The organism is Pseudomonas sp. RIT-PI-q (genome assembly GCF_001297125.1).
Lineage (GTDB): Bacteria > Pseudomonadota > Gammaproteobacteria > Pseudomonadales > Pseudomonadaceae > Aquipseudomonas.
Map to the genome: position 1 here is coordinate 18,195 of NZ_LHPC01000051.1, position 18,519 is coordinate 36,713.

Here is an 18,519-nt window from a genome sequence, read left to right on the forward strand (position 1 = left end):
TAAACCGCGTTAACTGGATTTACGACTGCTGCGCAGCCGAACGCAGGCTTCGCCAGCTGCTACAGGTTGTGGGTGTTTCGAGGTCTTCTTGTCGTTATTCCCAATCCGCCTTGGCGATGTGCAAGCCATGCAGCCCTTTGTACGCTGCACGCTCAGGCTGGCTCCAGCCTTGGAGCAATGAATCCTCCAACCGATAAATCTCCACCCCGAGCGGTCGACACACGCTCAGCGGATCCTGCGCATCCGGCCCCCACATCGCCAGCGACAGATCGCCACCCGGGCAAGTGGACAGCGCGCACAACAAGTCGATCTCGGCAAAAAACTCCAGGTAGTCACCCTTCTGTGCCGGACAGGCTTTCATGAAGTACATATCGTCGTGGTTCAAGCCGGTGCACTGGAAAATGTTCAACACATCGTGCACGTCGAACTCGGTCAGGCCATGAGGCAACACTGCACGCGTCAGGTTCGAGTGACAGTGATGATGGAAATCTTCGCCGGTGAGCATTTTGTTCACATAGGGATCACAGCGCGTACCCAGCAAATCGTGCAACCGGCCGCCATGTTCGTCGATGCCGTAACCGGCCAGGCTGTCGTCGGTGATGGTCACCAGCGGCCGCAGAAAAGGCAGGTTCGACCACAGCCGGTCATGGGTGCTGACATGCGCGCCCTGTAGCTGCCGGGTCCGCGCCGCCCATAAGCGTTCGCGCGGATCGTTGGCGTTCCAGACGTTGAAATCGCCGACTTGCGGGCCAACAGGCGTCGTGACCCTGAACACATGTCCGGCCGGCACTTTCCAGGCGCGACCGGTGCGGATCGGAACCTCGAAGGATTCGATCAGCGTACGCCCGTCCTTGGTGTCGCGGATCCGCTCATAGAACGCTTTGTCCACCTGCAAGGCCGAGCCTTTGCTGACTTGATAGGCCGCCGGATAGTCTTTGTACATGGCACGAATCCTCGATCAGTGATGGGAAATCGGAGCAAGCAACTGCAACAGGAGTTGTTCGGAATCGTCGAGATACAGGCTCATGGCGTCTTCGGCCGCGGGTTTGTCGCCCTCGGCCAGCAAGTCGTGTATCTGCCGGTCGCGCGCAAGCCAGGGCGCCTGAAAGCTCGATTCGTCGGGCGCGCTGCAAAACACCAGGCGCAATTGCGCGACGACGTTGGTGAAGAACTCGTCGAACAGTGGGCTGCGCAGCAACCCGACGATGTGTTGATGAAATGCCAGGCTGTGGGTGCCGACGGCGCGCCAGTCTTCGCGCTCCCGGGCCAGCTCCGTGGCCTCCAGGGATTCAAGCATTCGGTCGGACTGATAGTCGCGCAGCGGCTGACTCGCGCTGATGGCCTGCAATTCAAGGGTGCGACGAACCTTGAATAGGTCCCGCACATCATCGACGCCCAGCCTGCGCACCATCACGCCTTTGTTGCGCACATAACGTGTCAGTCCTTCCTGCCCCAAACGATGCAGCGCTTCGCGAATAGTGTTGCGGGAGGCGTTGTAGGCAGACACCAGATCGTTTTCCACCAGCGCCATGCCGGGCAGCAAACGGCCGCCGATGATGTCAGCGCGCAACTCCAGTGTGATGTGGTCGGCCAGGGACAGTCCGCTGCTCATGCTTATTGCCTCGTGATTGTTCAACAATCGTTAGTCAACGAGTAATCACTATTCGTGCCACCTTACTGAATCGTTTACGACGGAGTTGGACGCATCTGCATGCTTTTTAGAAGTAGAAGTACAGTCACCATCTTACTTTCATTGGTTAAGATGGCGCATTGTTGCGGAGATTCGACATGCGTTACTCGCAGGACCATAAAGCCCAGACTCACGAACGCATTATCAAGGAAGCTTCAGCGCGTTTTCGCCGCGATGGCATTGGCGCGACGGGCCTGCAACCGCTGATGAAAGCACTGGGCTTGACGCACGGCGGCTTTTACTCGCATTTCAAATCCAAGGACGAACTGGTGGAAAAGGCCTTGCAAGCCGCCGGCGATGAAGTGGACGTGGTGTGTGCCGATCTGTTCGCCCAGGAACGTCCGCTCGAAGCGTTCATCGATACCTATTTGTCCGAATGGCACCAGACTTCACCGCATGAAGGTTGCCCATTGCTGACCATGTCATCGGAACTCGGTATGCGCGGGCAGCCGAGCCCGACCACTGACGTGGTGCTCAACGCACGGCTCGAACAGGTGCGAGGCACCCTTGAAGGCGAGGACGCCGCCGACCGCAGCATCGTCATCATGTCGACGCTGGTCGGGGCGTTGCTGCTATCGCGCAGTGTCGAGAATCCTGAGCTGGCTCAGCGGATTCTCGATGTCACTCGCGAGTATCTCAAACAACCCCGCGATTAACCCTCCCAGCGCTTGAACAGCACGCTGGCGTTCACCCCGCCAAACCCGAAGCCGTTGGATAACGCATACTCGATGGCCATCGGCCGCGCCTGACCGTGAACGATGTCCACGCCTTCGGCGGCAGGGTCCGGGTTATCGAAATTGAGGGTTGCCGGCACGATCTGGTCGCGAATGGCCAACAACGTAAAGATCGCCTCGATCCCGCCTGCTGCACCAAGCAAATGCCCGGTAGCCGACTTGGTCGACGTCACCGCAATCTTGTTATCTGCGCCGAACAACGCCTTGATCGCCGCCAGTTCGCCCAGATCCCCAACCGGGGTCGACGTGGCATGAGCATTAAGATGCTGCACCTGCGCCGGCGAAACACCCGCCTGCGCCAAGGCCTGCGACATCGCCCGCCGCGCCCCGCTGCCATCCTCGGGACCCGCCGTCAGGTGATAGGCATCAGCGCTGGTGCCGTAGCCGACCAGTTCCGCCAAGGGTTGAGCGCCGCGAGCCAAGGCATGCTCCAGGGATTCAATCACCAGAAGCCCGGCGCCTTCGCCCATGACAAAACCACCGCGGCCACTGTCGACCGGCCGTGAAGCCCGTTCCGGAGTTTCGTGGTACCCGCTGGACAAGGCCCGTGCTGCGGCAACCCCGGCGAGGCTGACGCGATCGATCGCCGCTTCTGCGCCGCCGCCCACTGCAATGGCCGCCTCACCACAACGAATCAGTCGCGCCGCGTCGCCAATCGCCTGCACGCCGGCCGCGCACGCCGTGACCGGCGCGCCCAATGGGCCTTTGAAACCGTGCTGGATCGACACATGACCCGCGGCGAGGTTGACCAGAAACGACGGAATAGTGAACGGTGACAAGCGTCGCGGCCCACGGCTGTCCGTGGTGCGCACCGCATCCGCAATCGCGCCGAAACCACCCACGCCAGAACCGATAATGGTTGCCGTGCGCTCTTGGGCATTGGCGTCCTGCGCCTGCCACCCGGCTTGCGCCAGCGCCTGCCGCGCCGCTTCCATGGCGAACATAATGAAACGGTCCATCCTCTTCTGCTCTTTGGGCGGCGGTGCCCGGTCCGGGTCAAAACCCGCCTCGGCATCGTCAGCCAGGGTTGGCACTGCGCCGCCGACTTTCGCCGGCAGATCGGCAACCACCTCGTCCGGCAAATTGCGCAACCCGGAACGTCCGGCCAACAGGCGCTCCCAAACGGCTTCGACACCGCTACCCAGCGGAGACACCAGGCCCATGCCCGTTACAACCACTCGACGATCACTCATACCGCAACTACCTCAAGCCGATTGATGACACCTCACTTGTAACGCGAGGCGGCCTTGCTTTTGGAAAGATTCGGCGCCATCACATGACGCGCCGCAACGAAAGCATCCCAGTCGGCGGCATCCGGCAACGAAGGAATGGTGACCAATTCCCCCTGGTCCAGACCGGCCAACGCCGCATCGACCATCTCCTCCGCTTCCATGACCATATCCGCCGGGATCTGGGTCGCATCGATACCGGAGCGTTCCCAGATTTCGGTGCGTGTTACGCCTGGCAACACCGCTTGGACCTTGACCCCTGTGCCATCCAGCTCAGCGTTCAACGATTGGGTCAGACTTAACACATAAGCCTTGCTCGCGGTGTACGTTGCATTGAAACGCTCAGGAAACAACGCCACCACCGAAGCGATATTGATGATCGTACCCCGACCGGCCTTGGCGAAGCTGGCAGCCGCTGCCGAAGCCAACCGCGTGACCGTAGTGACGTTCAGTTGAATCAAGCGTTCCAGCTGATCCATGTCGGCATTGGCCAGCAAACCATCCGCCGCGACACCGGCGTTGTTCAGCAACAGGCTGATACTCGAATCACTGCGAAGGCGCTGCTCAAGCTTGAGCACATCATCCTTTTGCGTCAGGTCCGCCTTGAGCACTTCCACCTGAACACCATGCTCGGCGCGCAACTTGGTCGCCGCCGCTTCCAGTCGCTGCTCGTCGCGAGCAACCAGCAACACATCAAAACCACGCGCCGCCAACCGCTCAGCATAGATTGCGCCAATACCGGAAGAAGCACCGGTGACGAGGGCTGTACCTTGGGACTGAGTAGACGTCATGACTGTGCTCCTGGAAGTGCTTGAAGGAAAGACAAGCGCCTGAATCTCAGGACGCTTTGGCGGATGCTTGTTTTATTATAGGCATAATCAAAGGCTCATATGATAGTCGTAATTTTTCTAGTGGCGACGGAAGGCACAACCTCGCAGCGTGCTCCAGAATGAAAAAAGGCCGGTCAATGACCGGCCCCTTGGCGTTGATCTACAAGCTTAGTTCACCTCTAGCTTCTCGCGATTCTTATCCAGAATGGCTTTACCGATCCCTTTCACTTCGAGCAGTTCGTCGAGGGACGCAAACGGCCCATTACTCTCACGATAGGCAACAATCGCCTTGGCTTTGGCCTCTCCCACACCCGACAACTCGCGCTGCAGGGTTGGCGCGTCGGCCTGATTCAGATCGACCTTGCCGGACTCTGTCTTGGGGGAAACTTCTTGCACGAGAGGGGCATTGCCAGTATCAGGCTTCGCTGCCGGTGCGGCGATTGCGCCGATAGAGGCGCTGGTGAGCAGGGCAAAAACCAGAGAGTAGAAATAGCCAGTACGCATAAATGACGCTCCATGAGATCAATTGAGAAAGCAGCTTTTCCGAAGCTGCCTCCCAAACTTAGGCGATGTATGGAGCCTGTCAAAAATGTGTCCGTTACAGGATGTGAAACAATCAGGGCTCTAGGCGACGTTGCTGGTAAATCCAGTCAACGATATCGCCGTCGGGGGTGTAGCCGCTGACGGTTTCGCGCAGCAGTTGACGGACGCGTGTGTAGTCATCCTGTTCAACAGCACTGAGCAGTTCTGTCAGCTTCACCTTGAGCATATCCCAAGGCAAGTGATCCTCATTGGCACTCATTATCATCGGGTGCTGGGTGGCGGCTACGTTGTCACCGATCAACAGTTCTTCGTAGAGCTTTTCACCAGGACGCAGACCCGTGAACTCAATGGAGATATCGCCTTGCTTGTTTTTTTCCGACCGAACACTCAAGCCGGACAGATGAATCATCTTTTCGGCAAGCTCGACAATTTTTACGGGTTCTCCCATGTCCAGCACAAATACATCACCGCCTTGCCCCATCGAACCTGCCTGAATCACCAACTGCGCCGCTTCAGGAATTGTCATGAAGTAACGAGTGATCTTTGGATGTGTGACAGTCAATGGTCCGCCGGATTTGATCTGCTTATGAAACAACGGAATGACCGAGCCGGACGAACCCAGGACATTACCGAAACGAACCATAGTGAAGCGTGTCTTGTTGACGCGGGAGACGTTGGTCGTGTCGCCAAACAACACCGGCGCCAACTCTCGACTGAGCGCCTGCAGCGTCAATTCGGCGAGTCTTTTAGTGCTGCCCATTACGTTTGTAGGCCGAACCGCCTTGTCTGTGGAGATCAACACAAAGTTGGCAACACCCGCTTTCAGCGCTGCCTGAGCGGTATTAAGAGTGCCAATAACATTATTGAGCACGCCTTCCGCTATATTGTGTTCAACCATTGGCACATGCTTATAGGCCGCGGCGTGATACACCGTGTCCACATGCCAGGTTTTCATGACATCCAGCAGTTTTTCCGGATTACGTACTGAACCCAGAATCGGCAAAATACGAACCGATAAGGACTCTCGGGCGATCCGCTGCTCAAGCTCGGAGAAGATACTGTAAAGATTGAACTCGCCATGTTCAAACAACAAAAGCGTGGTGGGATGCAACGCTAGAATCTGACGGCACAGTTCGGAGCCGATAGAACCACCAGCCCCCGTGACCAGCACTGACTTACCCTTGATGCAATGTTCAAGTAAATCACCCTGGGCCGGAACAGCATCACGCCCAAGCAGGTCAGCAATATCCACTTCCTGAATATCGTCGACTTTAACCCGGCCACTGGCCAGATCCATGAAGCCAGGGACGCTTCGAACATGGAGCGGAAAATCTTCCAGGAAACCTAGAATTTCCCGGCGACGGCCGCGAGTGGCAGAAGGGATTGCCAGCAAAATTTCCTGCGCGCCTGTCTCATCGATCATCTGTTGGATATGTTTGGGCTTGTAAACCTGCAGCCCGGAAATGACCCGATTGGCGATACTGCTGTCATCGTCTATAAAAGCAACTGGGCGCATGATCCGCCCCATGCGCAACGCAGCAACCAATTGGTTTCCTGCTGCACCAGCACCAAAAATTGCAACTTTTGGCAACCCGTCATCCCGGTTGGTGAAAGGCACATGCTGCGCCGCAGCAAACCAGTCACCCAGGAAGTACTGACGCATGGCCAGGCGCAGCCCACCTACCATGATCAAGCTTAACCACCAGTAATTGAAAATGATTGAACGGGGGACGACAAACTGGTGGTTGCTATACCAATACACTGCGACACCAAGAATCAGTGCCGACAAACTAACGGCTTTAATGATTGCGATCAGCGCGTCATTACCAAAGTAGCGCATCACCGCCCGGTACAGTCCAAAGCGCACAAATAAAGGAATGGCAATGGCCGGTGCTGTCAGGAATAACCAAAAATGCTGAGTGAGAGGATTGATCATTTCGTCCAGGCCTAGACGGACGACAAAGGACATCCACAACGCTACCCAGACCAGTACAATATCAGCGATTACTTGCAGGACGCGCTTGCGATGCCGAGGAAGGCTCAGCAAATATGTTCTTATCTTATCCATAACCCTCAATCACCTTTTGCAACATTTAAACAGCACGCGCTTGAATGTAATAGTTGTACTCGCTAATTTTTTTCCTGTTCCGTTGCCTGGAAATCTGAAAGCAAGAATCAGTAGTGGAATATAGGCCAGGATCACACGATTCATGCCCTAGAGACCGAGCCCCTCCCACAAAAATACCCGGGGCGGCCTAGGCTGCCTGAAGCGAAAATACGCCGGATATCATACCTAGAAAACCGCTTCCTGCGCCTCCCAAAACATGCCTATTCAACCAAGATCAAAGTGAATGCGAAATAGTTTGAGGGCGGTGACACGATGAGAAAGCTGAGCACAATGTGATCTTCGTGCGAGGGGAATATTCATCGGGCTGCGAGCATGAGGCTCGCGACAAGGGTCATCAGAAAGCACCCAGGGAAACGCACGCAAGCTGCAGGGGTGAGCAAATAACACCCCCGCGATTTGCAGATGGCCGAGAGCAAACGACCTTATGCTTTAAGTGCCTGGCGCATAACGCTTCCGATCACTTCACAGGTCTTGTCAATTTCAGCCTCGGTCAGCGTCGGGTGTACAAGGAACATCAGGCTCGTCTCACCCAATTCCTTCGCGACAGGCATTCGAGCCTCAGGTCGCCAGCCTGTATCGTCAAAAGCCTTCTCGAGGTACACCTCAGAGCAAGAACCAGAGAAACATGGAACACCAAGCGCTGCGATTTCGTTGAGGATGCGATCGCGACTCCAGTCAGTCTTCAACAACTGCGGCTCGACAAACACATAGCACTTATAAGCGGCGTGAGTGCAATGGGTAGGAACGACAGGAACACGCAGCCCCTTGAGCTCACGAGCGCATGACCAAATGCGTTCTGCAAAAGAGATACGTCGTGCTTGCCACTCGGGCATGCGACGCAACTGGATCCGGCCTATAACTGCCTGCATCTCAAGCATGCGCCAGTTCGTCCCGAAACTTTCATGCAACCAACGGAAACCTGGTGGGTGCTCACGCTCATAGATCGCCTCCCAACTCTTGCCATGGTCCTTGAACGACCACATTTTCAGCCAAAGGCTTCGATCATTGGTTGTGACCATGCCACCTTCGCCACCTGTAGTCATGATCTTGTCCTGGCAGAACGACCATGCCCCTATATGACCGATAGAGCCTACTGGACGGCCTTTGTATTTCGCTCCGTGCGCCTGGGCGCAATCCTCGATCACCTTGAAGCCATGCGAGGCAGCCAGCTCCATGATTGGGTCCATGTCACATGGCCATCCTGCGAGATGTACACAGATCACAGCACGAGTGCGAGGCGTTAGCACCGACTGGATGGTTTGTGCGGTGAAATTCTGAGTATCGCGGTCCACCTCGGCAAATACCGGAGTAGCCCCCGCATTGACAATACTGGAAACCGAGGCGAGGAAAGTGCGAGGTGTGACGACAACTTCGTCTCCCGGTCCGATTCCCAAGGCAACTAGCGCTAGATCGAGTGCAACCGTGCCATTTGCCACCGCAACGGCATATTCAGTGCCTGTCCATGCAGCGAACTCTTTCTCAAACTCACGACATTCCTGTCCCGTCCAATAGTTGACTTTATTGGAAAGCACTACATCGCGAACAGCATTGGCCTCTTCCTCAGTGAACGAAGGCCAAGGAGAAAACGGGGTATTCAGCACGGTTTTTACCTGTCATCCAAAATTAAAAAGAAGCGCCGATTATTCAACTAAACATCCGGCCACCTAATCCCTACCGTTAGAAACTCAGGATCTGTCAATCACTCGAGCAGGCACCCCAGTCACCGTCATATTATCAGAGATATCGCAGACCACTGCGGCACCTGCCCCAACGATCACGTTGGAACCAATCTTAAGCACCTGCCGAATACTGGCGCCGATACCAATCCAACTTTCGTCGCCTACGCTAATGGCTCCTGCCAGCCTGGCCCCTGGACTGATATGCACACAAGCGCCAACTATGCAGTCGTGATCGACACTACAGCCAGTGTTCAAGATTGATCCTTCGCCAACCGAGGCGTACGCATTAACCACTGCAGACCCAAAAATCACCGTTCCGGGTCCAATCGTAGCGTACCGGCTCACGATCGAAGCCGGATGTACGAGGACAGGCAGTTGGGCACCAACAGCTTTCAGCTGATCAATTTTGGTTCGACGGACACTATTGTTGCCAATAGCAACCAGGACACCATCGAATTCCCGCGCACGCTTGAGCAAATCGTTAGTGGTGCCCACCACCGGCCATACTCCGTTGGATGCCACTTGAGGCCAGGCATCATCAAAAAACTCGATTGTCTGCCAGCCGCAACACTCAGCTGTATCCGCCACTACCTTGCCATGACCGCTGGCACCGAGAATCGCGAGCCTCTTCATTTTTTCGTCCCGGTGAACTTACTCATCGTTACTTCACCTTCGGCACTGATACCGTCCCTGATCAAAACCTTTTTGATAGTGAGGAAGATGATCTTCAGGTCGAGCCACAGAGATTGGTGGTCTACATACCAGACATCGAGCTTGAATTTTTCTTCCCAGGACAACGCGTTCCGACCATTGATCTGGGCCCACCCCGTGACACCGGGTCGCGCCTGGTGCCGGCGCATCTGCGTTTCATCATACAAAGGCAGATATTCCATCAACAGGGGACGAGGCCCCACCAAGCTCATATCACCTTTGATTACGTTCCACAATTCAGGTAACTCATCCAGGCTGCTGGAGCGAAGGAAATGGCCAAATGGTGTCATTCGCTCGGAGTCGGGTAACGGGCTACCATTGGCGTCCAATGCATCACGCATAGTACGAAACTTGATCATCTCGAAGGGTTTGCCATCCAGACCCGGCCTGGTCTGACGGAACAAAACCGGTGATCCCAAGCGCTTGCGTATCAGGAAGGCGACTACCGCGATCACAGGAGACAAGACGATCAATCCTGCTGCGGCGGCAACAATATCGAAAAGGCGTTTTGACATCAGACGTCCTTGAAAAGTTAGATTATCGTCGAGACATAAAACAGAGCATCGAAGATTATTTGGACAACCGCTTAAAATGCTCGCCAAATCGCGCGGCACCAACAGACAGGGAGAGCTTTTGGCGATAGTAGGCCTGCCCACTGTCCGCCATTCGATTACGCTCCTCCACCGGGATCTGCATTAATGCCAAGATGGCATCCGCAAGCGCCCGCGGATTGTCTGACTCACTGACGACACCGCAACCTGCGTCGCGCACAAGGTCTGCGGCATCGCCGTCTACCGCCATCAAGATCGGCTTTCCCGCGGCCATGTAAGCCTGAGTTTTAGAGGGGATCGTGATGGTGAACAACGGATCTTTTTTCAAATGCACCAGTAGGGCGTCGGCGCTCGATAGGTAAACACCTACTTCCCCCATAGGAACGGCAGGAAGAAAAAACACATTGTCCAACTGGGTACTTTTTGCCAATGCCTGCAGCCTTGAAACCTCCACTCCCCCACCGAGGAAAATCAACGCTACCTGATTTGTTTGTTCCTGAAGCAACTGCGCAGCCTCAATGACGGTCTCCAGCGACTGCGCCTTGCCCATGTTTCCGGCAAACAAAATTCGAAACTTCGATGCGTCTGGAAAATGTGCAGGCAGGTGGGTAGACGTGGCACGAACCATATCTTCGGCGCACCAGTTGTATATCACATCGATTTTATTCGACGGCACCCCACGCTCAATCAATAGGCGCTTGAACCCAGGCGACAGCACCACCAACTGATCAACATGACGGTATACCCAATTGCAGACACTTGAGACAACTTTCAAGAGTTTCTGGTTGGAAAACATCCCTGTCGCCTGAAGTGTGTCAGGCCACATATCCTGGATGTCGTAAACAACCGGAACTCGCCGAAAAAAACGTATAAACGCGGCGGCGATGCCCACAGTCAAAGGCGGATGATAGGCATAAATCACATCCGGTTTTTTTGCACCGAAAAGACCATAAAACAAAGTACTGGCCGCGAAGCTGGCGTAGTTGATCAATCGTCCAACACCACTCTGTCCATGACTTGGATAGAGTGGGAGACGCGTAATCTTCACACCGTCGATGACCTCACGCTGCAAAGGCCTGATTTTATAGCCCGCATACACCTTCCCGCCCGGGTAATTGGGAAACCCTGTAACGACCTCGACCTCAAACCCTTGCGCAACCAACTCTCGCGCAAAAACCAGGCCTTTAAAAGTAGGTTCGGGATCAAACCACTGTGTCAGCAATAGCACACGTATAGCCATTCGTGTCAGTACCTTCTCCAGACGGTACGCATGACATAATCACGATAGCTATGGATGATCCTGACAACTTTTTCAGAAACGTTAGGCATGCTGTAGTCCGCTACAAGACGCAGGCTGCGAACATCATCTCGCCCTTGGCTCTCAAGCAATTGAAGCGCTTGCAAGACCCGTTCAACTTCCAAGCCAACCATCATGACAGCTGCCTCCTCCATACCTTCCGGACGCTCATGAGCTTCTCGCAAGTTCAAAGCAGGGAAGTTAAGGATTGAAGACTCTTCATTGATAGTGCCGCTATCGGACAACGCTGCCTTCGAAGACAGCTGCAACTTGTTATAGTCCTTAAAGCCCAGCGGTTTGAGCAACCGAACATTGGGGTGGAAAATGATACCTAATGCATCTACTCGCTTTTGGGTGCGCGGGTGAGTAGAAACAATCACCGGGAGGTCATAGTTTTTTGCTACAGCGTTGAGCACATCTACTAATTTTAGAAAGTTGTCATCCGAATCAATGTTTTCTTCCCGATGCGCACTTACAATGAAAAATTGACCAACTTGTAAACCCAAACGATCTAATACATCCGAAGCATCAATGCCTTCACGATAGTAGTTAAGCACTTCAAACATCGGGCTACCCGTCTTAACAACCATGTCCGGTGCGAGCCCTTCACGCAGCAGATAGTCGCGGGCTATAGTGCTGTAGGTCAAATTGATATCCGCTGTATGGTCTACAATACGACGGTTTATTTCCTCGGGCACCCGCATATCAAAGCATCGGTTACCGGCTTCCATGTGAAATGTTGGTATCTTGCGTCGCTTCGCGGGAATAACCGCCATGCAGCTGTTCGTATCACCCAAGACCAGCAACGCTTCCGGTGCCACTTCAGCAAGCACCCGATCAACCGAAATTATGACGTTACCGATGGTTTCCGCTCCCGATGCACCGGCAGCGTTCAAGAAATGATCAGGCTTACGAATGCCTAGATCCTGAAAAAAGATCTCATTCAGTTCATAATCGTAATTCTGCCCCGTATGCACCAGGATATGGTCGCAATGCTTGTCCAGCGCGGCCATCACGCGTGATAAACGTATGATTTCCGGACGGGTTCCTACTACGGTTACGACTTTCAGTTTTTTCATTTTTAAACGTCACATTTTAATAAGTGATAAAAACGATCGACAATTCTAATCTGCAACCGCCCCCAACGCTATCGATCAGCAGACTCAGGGTCAGATCCAAGTCATCAGTCGACGAGTGGCCTCTGTAGCTACACCACGACCACGTTGGGCTGCCAGGTTGCTGGCCGCTAGGCACATGACCCTGTCCAGGGTCCTGATTTCACCCAATTTGCCTGGTCGCGCCCTCATCCCAACGTACTAAAAATACAAATCTACCCCCAAAGCAGCGAAACTATCCACGTGCTCGGGGAGCCGCCGATTACTTGAATAAAAATAGTAGCCAAATGCTGGTAAAGCACTAAACCACATTCCATATCAACAACTAGAATGATATGGAGTTTAGATTTTGGACAGCGGATACAAACATAACGAAGCTCTGCCCCACTAGAAAGTTGAGCAGAGCATTCGATTTTTACGCTTCTGTACCCACCGGTCGCGCATAGGTATCAGGGGCTTCACGATCAAAAATCTCATTAGCCCAAAGCATAACGATCATTTCTTCCGTGCCAGTATTTGTGATGTCGTGAGTCCAACCTGGGACAGTTTCGACAATCTCTGGTTTTTCTCCAGACGTAAATAACTCGTAAAATTCTCCTGAAACAATATGACGGAATCTAAAGCATGCAACTCCTTTGATCACAAGGAATTTTTCCGTCTTCGAGTGGTGATAATGCCCCCCTCGAGTAATACCAGGGTGAGCCGTGAAATATGAGAACTGACCGGAATCCCGGGTCTTCAGCATCTCCACGAAAACACCACGCGGATCACCATACTTCGGAACATCATAAGTGAAACTTTCAGGCGGCAGATAACTCAGGTAGGTGGAATACAGAGCCCTGACCAAACCCGTACCCACCGGCTCGGTGATCATAGTCTTGCGGCTTTCACGGAAAGCGCAAAGCTGGTCAGCGAGTTCGCCCACCGCGATGCTGTACTGAGGCTCGACGCTGACAAACGGCTCGCCCGAAATTTTCCCATCCATAACAGCGATGAAGTGAGCAACCACATCGTCGATGTAAACGAGATTAATACGCGCCTGCGGATCGTTGATCTGGATCGGAAGATCCCGGGCAATGTTGTTGCAAAAGGTCGCCACCGCCGAGTTGTAGTTCGGCCGTGCCCACTTACCGAAAACATTGGGTAAGCGGAACAAGTGAACGGCAGATCCATTAGCGGACTTTAGATCAAGCAACAGTTGTTCGGCGCCACGCTTGCTGCTGCCGTAAGGATTTTCCAACTCGGCCTGAGTAGAGGACGTATACAACACGGGCACTTGCCGTCCGCTCTCGCTGATTGCTTCGCACAGCGCGCGGGTCAGGTCGGTATTACCGGTATGGAATTCCTGTGGATCCTGAGGGCGATTGACGCCCGCCAAATGGAAAATGAAATCCACCTGCGCAACCAGCCCAGACAAGCTCTTCAGCGAATGCTCTCGGGTAAACCGCAACACTTCGACATCGGCTCTCTCGTCCAAATGTGCGATGAGATTCTGGCCGACAAAGCCATTGGCACCTGTAATCAGAACCTTCATGTTTTATTCCTCGGGCGTTGCGTGCTCGCCACGCTGGATAGCGCGCATGAAGTCCAGCTTCAACAGCAATCGCTGCATACCCTCGACATCAAGACGTTCAGTATTGTGCGAGTTGTAGTCTTCAGTACGCGAGATTTTAGTTTCGCCCTGCTCGACAAACTTGGCGTAATTGAGGTCACGCAGATCCGGTGGAATGCGGAAGTAATCACCCATATCTTCGGCGCACGCCATTTCTTCCCGGCTGAGCAGCGCTTCATAAAGTTTCTCGCCATGACGAGTACCGATCACCTGGATCGGGTGCTCGGGTTTGCCGACCATATCAGTCAACGCCCGCGCCAAGACTTCCACTGTTGCCGCCGGAGCTTTCTGCACGAACAGATCTCCGTTATTGCCATGCTTGAAGGCATACAACACCAAGTCTACTGCATCGGCCAGCGTCATCATGAAGCGCGTCATGTTCGGATCAGTCAGGGTCAATTCCTTGCCCGCGCGGATCTGCTCGATGAAGAGCGGGATCACCGATCCACGTGACGCCATAACGTTGCCATAACGAGTACCGCAAATGACAGTCTTGGTGTCATCTACGTTGCGCGACTTGGCCACCATGACTTTTTCCATCATCGCCTTGGAAATCCCCATGGCGTTGATCGGGTAAACCGCTTTATCGGTGCTCAGACAAACGACACGCTTCACCTCGTTCTGAATGGCTGCCTCAAGGAGGTTCTCGGTACCAAGCACGTTAGTCTTGACCGCCTCCATAGGGTGGAACTCGCACGAAGGCACTTGCTTCAAGGCGGCAGCGTGGAAGATGTAATCCACACCACGGGTCGCGTTCAGTACGCTTTGGTAGTCCCTAACATCGCCGATGTAAAATTTCAGCTTGGAACTGGCATAGCGCTTACGCATGTCATCCTGCTTCTTCTCATCGCGGCTGAAGATACGGACTTCGGCGATATCGGTGTCGAGGAAGCGCTTAAGAACGGCATTGCCAAAAGAACCAGTACCACCAGTAATCAATAACTTCTTGCCTTTAAACATGATCTTTTCCTTTAATAGCGTCCAACAGCTTACCGACCTGCATATCAGGCATTTTATTTTCGACAATGAATTGTTTAGCAGACTTACCCTTACTAATAAATTCACTATCAGCGAGCTTGGAAAGCTCCAACAACTTCATCTTCAATCCATCCCCACCTGGGGGTATCAGGTAACAAAAATCATAATACTCCTCCGGTATACCATCAAGCTTGTACATCAGCACCGGCACACCAGAAGACATATATTCAATTATTTTTGAGGGAAACGAATACTTTGTATACACCGAGTCATTATCCCTGGGGTTTATTAGCAATGCGGCATCGCGCTGCAACCCAAGAACCGAATCCCTGTCCAACTGCCCAAAATACTTGACATTGGGATTAGAAGCAGAGACCCCCTCTACATACTTACGGTCATCTCCGTCACCGCAAATGTACAGTTCGTAACTATCAATGCCGGAACTTACATAAGAGTCAACTAAATTTCTTATTCCGTAGCGACGATCCAGTGTCCCGGTATACAAGTAATAATTTTTTCTTTGCCCCACTTCGGCAATGGAAATATAACGTTTGTCAGCAATCCCTTCTATAACAACTTTCTGGATATCTGCGTCAAATTTCTCCAGCATTTCCCGAGTGATCGCGACAATACTGTCAGATTTGCTTACGATAAAATAGGAAACACGGGAAAGCATATGGAAAAAGAATTTAGCAACACCTTTCCTCACCGCCATGTACTCCGGCAGGTCGGGAACGATAACACAAAGGTGTGTTTCCTTCCTCAAAAGCTTGACAAAATAACAAGCCACTAAAAAAGGAAAGTGCATGGAGTAGCAAACTAAGACTTGACGCTGATCTGGATGAGACTTCATCTCCGACAAAATCGTCTTAATAGCCAGGATGACCTTATGGATATTCTTCACAATGGTTAAATTGAAGAACCCGATGTTCAGAATAGTTGCCTGGTTCAGCGATTCACGCTCCGTGACCGGCCGGTAAAAAAGCTGGCGGTATCGGTTCGGGTAAGCACCAATGAAAGGCAAGTTTATTACAGAGACAGCTTGCACAGATTTGCTTTGAGAAAAACCATTGATATAGTTTTTTTGGAGAGTATCCGCTGCATATTGCACCCCGCCCTTAGAATTCCGAATGATATCGCTTTTGTCACGATCACTGAAAATCCCACCTAAGAACAAAACCTTCATGAGAATCTCACCTGAATCACAGCGAAAAGAGGGAGCCATGCGTGACACCACCTACGAAAATAGCCCACAGCATACCTTATTCGCCGCGTCAATTCAAAAGCAGATTATTGTTTAGAAGCGGAACAATAGAAAACCCCGCAACTGGAATGATGAAAAAAAACACCAGGTATCCAGAAAAAATCAGAATATAAAGAATTAGAAATGAGTAGGTTTTCCGCTGCAAGAACAAAGAGTTCACGCAATGCAACAAATTAAAGAACAAGATAGACCTGAACAGCCTGATAAATATCTCTGCCTCGAAATACAGCACGACAAAAAACAACGAGAACAAATTCACGTTCAATATGAATGCGAGTTCTTTATTCCTGCCTGACGAACAGTAAATCTTACGCAAGCTTTTCTTTTCCGCGATCACAACCAAGGCCATGAGTATAACTGAGACCATGTGAACAAATACGTTGGCGAACGAGCTTTTCATCGACGTATTATAATAACTAAAGTGAGTTGCTATACTTTCAGGCAAAGGCACAACAAACCGCAATACTACATATGAAAAAACAAACGACAAAAACACCAGGAAGAATCTGCCGAACGGAACCACTCTGTCCAGTGGCATAAACATGAATACAAGAAAGAGCAGCGATGACTTGTGAAATGTAGCGGCCAACAAAATCAGCGCCACATACTTAACCTTGCAATAGGGTTTAGCCTCGAACAGAACCAGCATAGCTTGTAAAAAAATAGCGAAAGAAAGAAAGTTTCGCATCAAAACAAAGTCGAGAGAAAAAAAACAAATCAAATACAAGAGCAAAGAAACAAACGGTGACACCGCTCTTTTCGCGACATACCTAAACACCAAAAAAAGCGTTACAAGAGAAACCAGAATCTGAAAACCTTGAAAAGACAAGCCAGACTCATTTGACAGTATATTAATATAGCCATAGCCGACCTCCCCTCCCCAACTGGCAAGTGTGTCGCGGGTATAATAATACAACTCATATCCGTCTCTGTCGCCGTTCCAGTAGTTCCAACCATACAGAACCCACATCACTAGAAAAACCAGCAACGCAGCCAACATAGACAGATATCTTCTTTTATACATATCTACTTCCCTTTGGAAAACTTATTCTTAAGGAAACCAGCTATGCTTTCAGTCTTTTTAACACCAAGAAAACTTCTGATCATTCGAGAGGCAATAGATCGTGGAGAAAAAAACTTGGGGTGCAATATAATCTTCGCTACAGCCACTTCAAAAGGCCTATCAATAAGCAGGGCGTCAGGGTGCTTCAGCGGAAAGTCCATCATCTTTGTTTCTATACCGCAAAATCTTTCTACCATGATATCTTGCATCGAATGCCCACCATGAGTGGAGTCACTATCAACGCCGATATTCTTGATTTGGTTATACTTGGGAACGATTGCGTACACATTATGCGCACGCATACTGAAGCTCATTTGATAATCCCAAGAGTAGAACCGGCCCAGGTTCTCTTTGGCATCCAGTTCATATTCAAGATTGTATTTATCCTGATAATATAAATTTTTATACTGATACTCGTCCTTTATTCTTTCCTTTATGTAACTGTTCCGCCAAAGGGTCAACTCACCATCATAAAACCTGGTGAACTTATTCGCCCAAGACGCCCAACCACATGGCATCATGTTTTTGGTAAACACGTAACTCGAGCCATCCTCGGGAGCATATTCTTTCAGATAGTTAGTTCCACACACCCAAAGAACGCGACTATCATCCCGATATTTTGCCAGCACTTCTTCACAAAATTTGAAGAATGAAGTCTCTGGGAGATTGTCATCCTCAAGAAAAATAGCGCACTCCTCGCGCTCAAATACCCATTTCGCCCCTTCGGCTATGTTTGAATAAACCCCAATATTGTTTTCTTCATACTTCCGAATAACTTCACAATCCCACGTGATCGCCTCTTCAATGGCTTGCCTGCACTTCTCTACGAGCGCTTTCTCCTCTTTATTTCTACCGCCATCCGATAATAAGTACAGCCGTGCAGGTGCCACTTTTGAGATTTGTTTAAGCACTTCCAACGGTTTATCTATGCGCTTGAACAAAAAAAGAACAACCGGGATATTGAAGTTTTCCATTGTATTTTACACACCCTACATAATCTATAAGATCAGCCTATCAAGCCCATCGCACTTTCAACCTTCAATTCAGCCATCTACTTACCAAAGAGACGAACATCAAAAAGAAAGCCTGGACCAA

General features: G+C 51.8%; 17 protein-coding genes. 1 reads left to right on the forward strand and 16 read right to left on the reverse strand.

The window, feature by feature from the left end:
* Window positions 1-94: 94 nt before the first annotated feature.
* Together AEQ67_RS26765 and AEQ67_RS26770 are read right to left on the reverse strand one after the other, a co-directional pair.
* Window positions 95-943 carry an urea carboxylase-associated family protein gene (locus AEQ67_RS26765; RefSeq protein WP_059406779.1) on the reverse strand — a complete coding sequence of 283 codons (849 nt, stop codon included), beginning with the start codon at window positions 941-943 and terminating at the stop codon, window positions 95-97.
* Between the two features lie 15 nt (window positions 944-958).
* Complete coding sequence (locus AEQ67_RS26770; protein ID WP_059406780.1) at window positions 959-1,612, reverse strand: GntR family transcriptional regulator; 654 nt, start codon at window positions 1,610-1,612, stop codon at window positions 959-961.
* Between the two features lie 176 nt (window positions 1,613-1,788).
* On the opposite strand from AEQ67_RS26770, the gene AEQ67_RS26775 reads away from it, so the two are divergent.
* Window positions 1,789-2,346 carry a TetR/AcrR family transcriptional regulator gene (locus AEQ67_RS26775; protein ID WP_059406781.1) on the forward strand — a complete coding sequence of 186 codons (558 nt, stop codon included), beginning with the start codon at window positions 1,789-1,791 and terminating at the stop codon, window positions 2,344-2,346.
* Here AEQ67_RS26775 and fabF read toward each other — a convergent pair.
* From fabF to AEQ67_RS26845, 14 genes are all read right to left on the reverse strand, one after another.
* On the reverse strand, window positions 2,343-3,617 hold the full coding sequence (fabF, locus tag AEQ67_RS26780) for a beta-ketoacyl-ACP synthase II (protein ID WP_059406782.1): 1,275 nt from the start codon (window positions 3,615-3,617) through the stop codon (window positions 2,343-2,345). The genes AEQ67_RS26775 and fabF overlap by 4 nt on opposite strands.
* Before the next feature lie 32 nt (window positions 3,618-3,649).
* Window positions 3,650-4,444, reverse strand: coding sequence for an SDR family NAD(P)-dependent oxidoreductase (locus AEQ67_RS26785; RefSeq protein WP_059406783.1), 795 nt, complete (start codon window positions 4,442-4,444; stop codon window positions 3,650-3,652).
* Window positions 4,445-4,651: 207 nt separating this feature from the next.
* Complete coding sequence (locus tag AEQ67_RS26790; RefSeq protein WP_059406784.1) at window positions 4,652-4,987, reverse strand: ComEA family DNA-binding protein; 336 nt, start codon at window positions 4,985-4,987, stop codon at window positions 4,652-4,654.
* A gap of 112 nt (window positions 4,988-5,099) precedes the next feature.
* Window positions 5,100-7,094: a polysaccharide biosynthesis protein gene (locus AEQ67_RS26795; RefSeq protein ID WP_059406785.1), complete on the reverse strand. Its 1,995-nt coding sequence runs from the start codon at window positions 7,092-7,094 to the stop codon at window positions 5,100-5,102.
* Window positions 7,095-7,576: 482 nt separating this feature from the next.
* Complete coding sequence (locus tag AEQ67_RS26800; protein ID WP_059406786.1) at window positions 7,577-8,755, reverse strand: DegT/DnrJ/EryC1/StrS family aminotransferase; 1,179 nt, start codon at window positions 8,753-8,755, stop codon at window positions 7,577-7,579.
* Window positions 8,756-8,839: 84 nt separating this feature from the next.
* Complete coding sequence (locus AEQ67_RS26805; RefSeq protein ID WP_059406787.1) at window positions 8,840-9,466, reverse strand: acetyltransferase; 627 nt, start codon at window positions 9,464-9,466, stop codon at window positions 8,840-8,842.
* A complete protein-coding gene (locus AEQ67_RS26810; protein ID WP_059406788.1) occupies window positions 9,463-10,059 on the reverse strand; it encodes a sugar transferase in 597 nt (198 codons plus the stop codon). Before AEQ67_RS26810 ends, AEQ67_RS26805 begins: the two co-directional genes overlap by 4 nt.
* Before the next feature lie 55 nt (window positions 10,060-10,114).
* The gene (locus AEQ67_RS26815) at window positions 10,115-11,335 is read right to left on the reverse strand and encodes a glycosyltransferase family 4 protein (RefSeq protein WP_059406789.1); all 1,221 of its coding nucleotides are present in this window, start codon (window positions 11,333-11,335) and stop codon (window positions 10,115-10,117) included.
* Window positions 11,336-11,340: 5 nt separating this feature from the next.
* A complete protein-coding gene (wecB, locus tag AEQ67_RS26820; RefSeq protein ID WP_059406790.1) occupies window positions 11,341-12,471 on the reverse strand; it encodes a non-hydrolyzing UDP-N-acetylglucosamine 2-epimerase in 1,131 nt (376 codons plus the stop codon).
* A gap of 451 nt (window positions 12,472-12,922) precedes the next feature.
* On the reverse strand, window positions 12,923-14,041 hold the full coding sequence (gene wbjC / locus AEQ67_RS26825) for a UDP-2-acetamido-2,6-beta-L-arabino-hexul-4-ose reductase (RefSeq protein ID WP_059406791.1): 1,119 nt from the start codon (window positions 14,039-14,041) through the stop codon (window positions 12,923-12,925).
* A 3-nt stretch (window positions 14,042-14,044) separates the two neighbouring features.
* Window positions 14,045-15,079, reverse strand: a complete 1,035-nt coding sequence (locus AEQ67_RS26830) for a polysaccharide biosynthesis protein (protein ID WP_059406792.1) — start codon at window positions 15,077-15,079, stop codon at window positions 14,045-14,047.
* Window positions 15,072-16,283, reverse strand: coding sequence for a glycosyltransferase (locus AEQ67_RS26835; protein WP_059406793.1), 1,212 nt, complete (start codon window positions 16,281-16,283; stop codon window positions 15,072-15,074). The genes AEQ67_RS26830 and AEQ67_RS26835 overlap by 8 nt, the downstream gene beginning before the upstream one ends.
* Before the next feature lie 88 nt (window positions 16,284-16,371).
* Complete coding sequence (locus AEQ67_RS26840; RefSeq protein WP_161807486.1) at window positions 16,372-17,361, reverse strand: EpsG family protein; 990 nt, start codon at window positions 17,359-17,361, stop codon at window positions 16,372-16,374.
* Between the two features lie 26 nt (window positions 17,362-17,387).
* Window positions 17,388-18,398 carry a hypothetical protein gene (locus AEQ67_RS26845; protein WP_059406795.1) on the reverse strand — a complete coding sequence of 337 codons (1,011 nt, stop codon included), beginning with the start codon at window positions 18,396-18,398 and terminating at the stop codon, window positions 17,388-17,390.
* Window positions 18,399-18,519 lie beyond the last annotated feature (121 nt).

Bases quoted from the DNA above. Each gene is read 5' to 3' on its own strand.
- AEQ67_RS26815 (WP_059406789.1), bottom strand. From the start codon at position 11,335: ATGGCTATACGTGTGCTATTGCTGACACAGTGGTTTGATCCCGAACCT.
- AEQ67_RS26845 (WP_059406795.1), bottom strand. From the start codon at position 18,398: ATGGAAAACTTCAATATCCCGGTTGTTCTTTTTTTGTTCAAGCGCATA.
- wecB (WP_059406790.1), bottom strand. From the start codon at position 12,471: ATGAAAAAACTGAAAGTCGTAACCGTAGTAGGAACCCGTCCGGAAATC.
- AEQ67_RS26805 (WP_059406787.1), bottom strand. From the start codon at position 9,466: ATGAAGAGGCTCGCGATTCTCGGTGCCAGCGGTCATGGCAAGGTAGTG.
- wbjC (WP_059406791.1), bottom strand. From the start codon at position 14,041: ATGAAGGTTCTGATTACAGGTGCCAATGGCTTTGTCGGCCAGAATCTC.
- AEQ67_RS26785 (WP_059406783.1), bottom strand. From the start codon at position 4,444: ATGACGTCTACTCAGTCCCAAGGTACAGCCCTCGTCACCGGTGCTTCT.
- AEQ67_RS26790 (WP_059406784.1), bottom strand. From the start codon at position 4,987: ATGCGTACTGGCTATTTCTACTCTCTGGTTTTTGCCCTGCTCACCAGC.
- AEQ67_RS26835 (WP_059406793.1), bottom strand. From the start codon at position 16,283: ATGAAGGTTTTGTTCTTAGGTGGGATTTTCAGTGATCGTGACAAAAGC.
- AEQ67_RS26765 (WP_059406779.1), bottom strand. From the start codon at position 943: ATGTACAAAGACTATCCGGCGGCCTATCAAGTCAGCAAAGGCTCGGCC.
- fabF (WP_059406782.1), bottom strand. From the start codon at position 3,617: ATGAGTGATCGTCGAGTGGTTGTAACGGGCATGGGCCTGGTGTCTCCG.
- AEQ67_RS26795 (WP_059406785.1), bottom strand. From the start codon at position 7,094: ATGGATAAGATAAGAACATATTTGCTGAGCCTTCCTCGGCATCGCAAG.
- AEQ67_RS26810 (WP_059406788.1), bottom strand. From the start codon at position 10,059: ATGTCAAAACGCCTTTTCGATATTGTTGCCGCCGCAGCAGGATTGATC.
- AEQ67_RS26775 (WP_059406781.1), top strand. From the start codon at position 1,789: ATGCGTTACTCGCAGGACCATAAAGCCCAGACTCACGAACGCATTATC.
- AEQ67_RS26840 (WP_161807486.1), bottom strand. From the start codon at position 17,361: ATGTTGGCTGCGTTGCTGGTTTTTCTAGTGATGTGGGTTCTGTATGGT.
- AEQ67_RS26770 (WP_059406780.1), bottom strand. From the start codon at position 1,612: ATGAGCAGCGGACTGTCCCTGGCCGACCACATCACACTGGAGTTGCGC.
- AEQ67_RS26830 (WP_059406792.1), bottom strand. From the start codon at position 15,079: ATGTTTAAAGGCAAGAAGTTATTGATTACTGGTGGTACTGGTTCTTTT.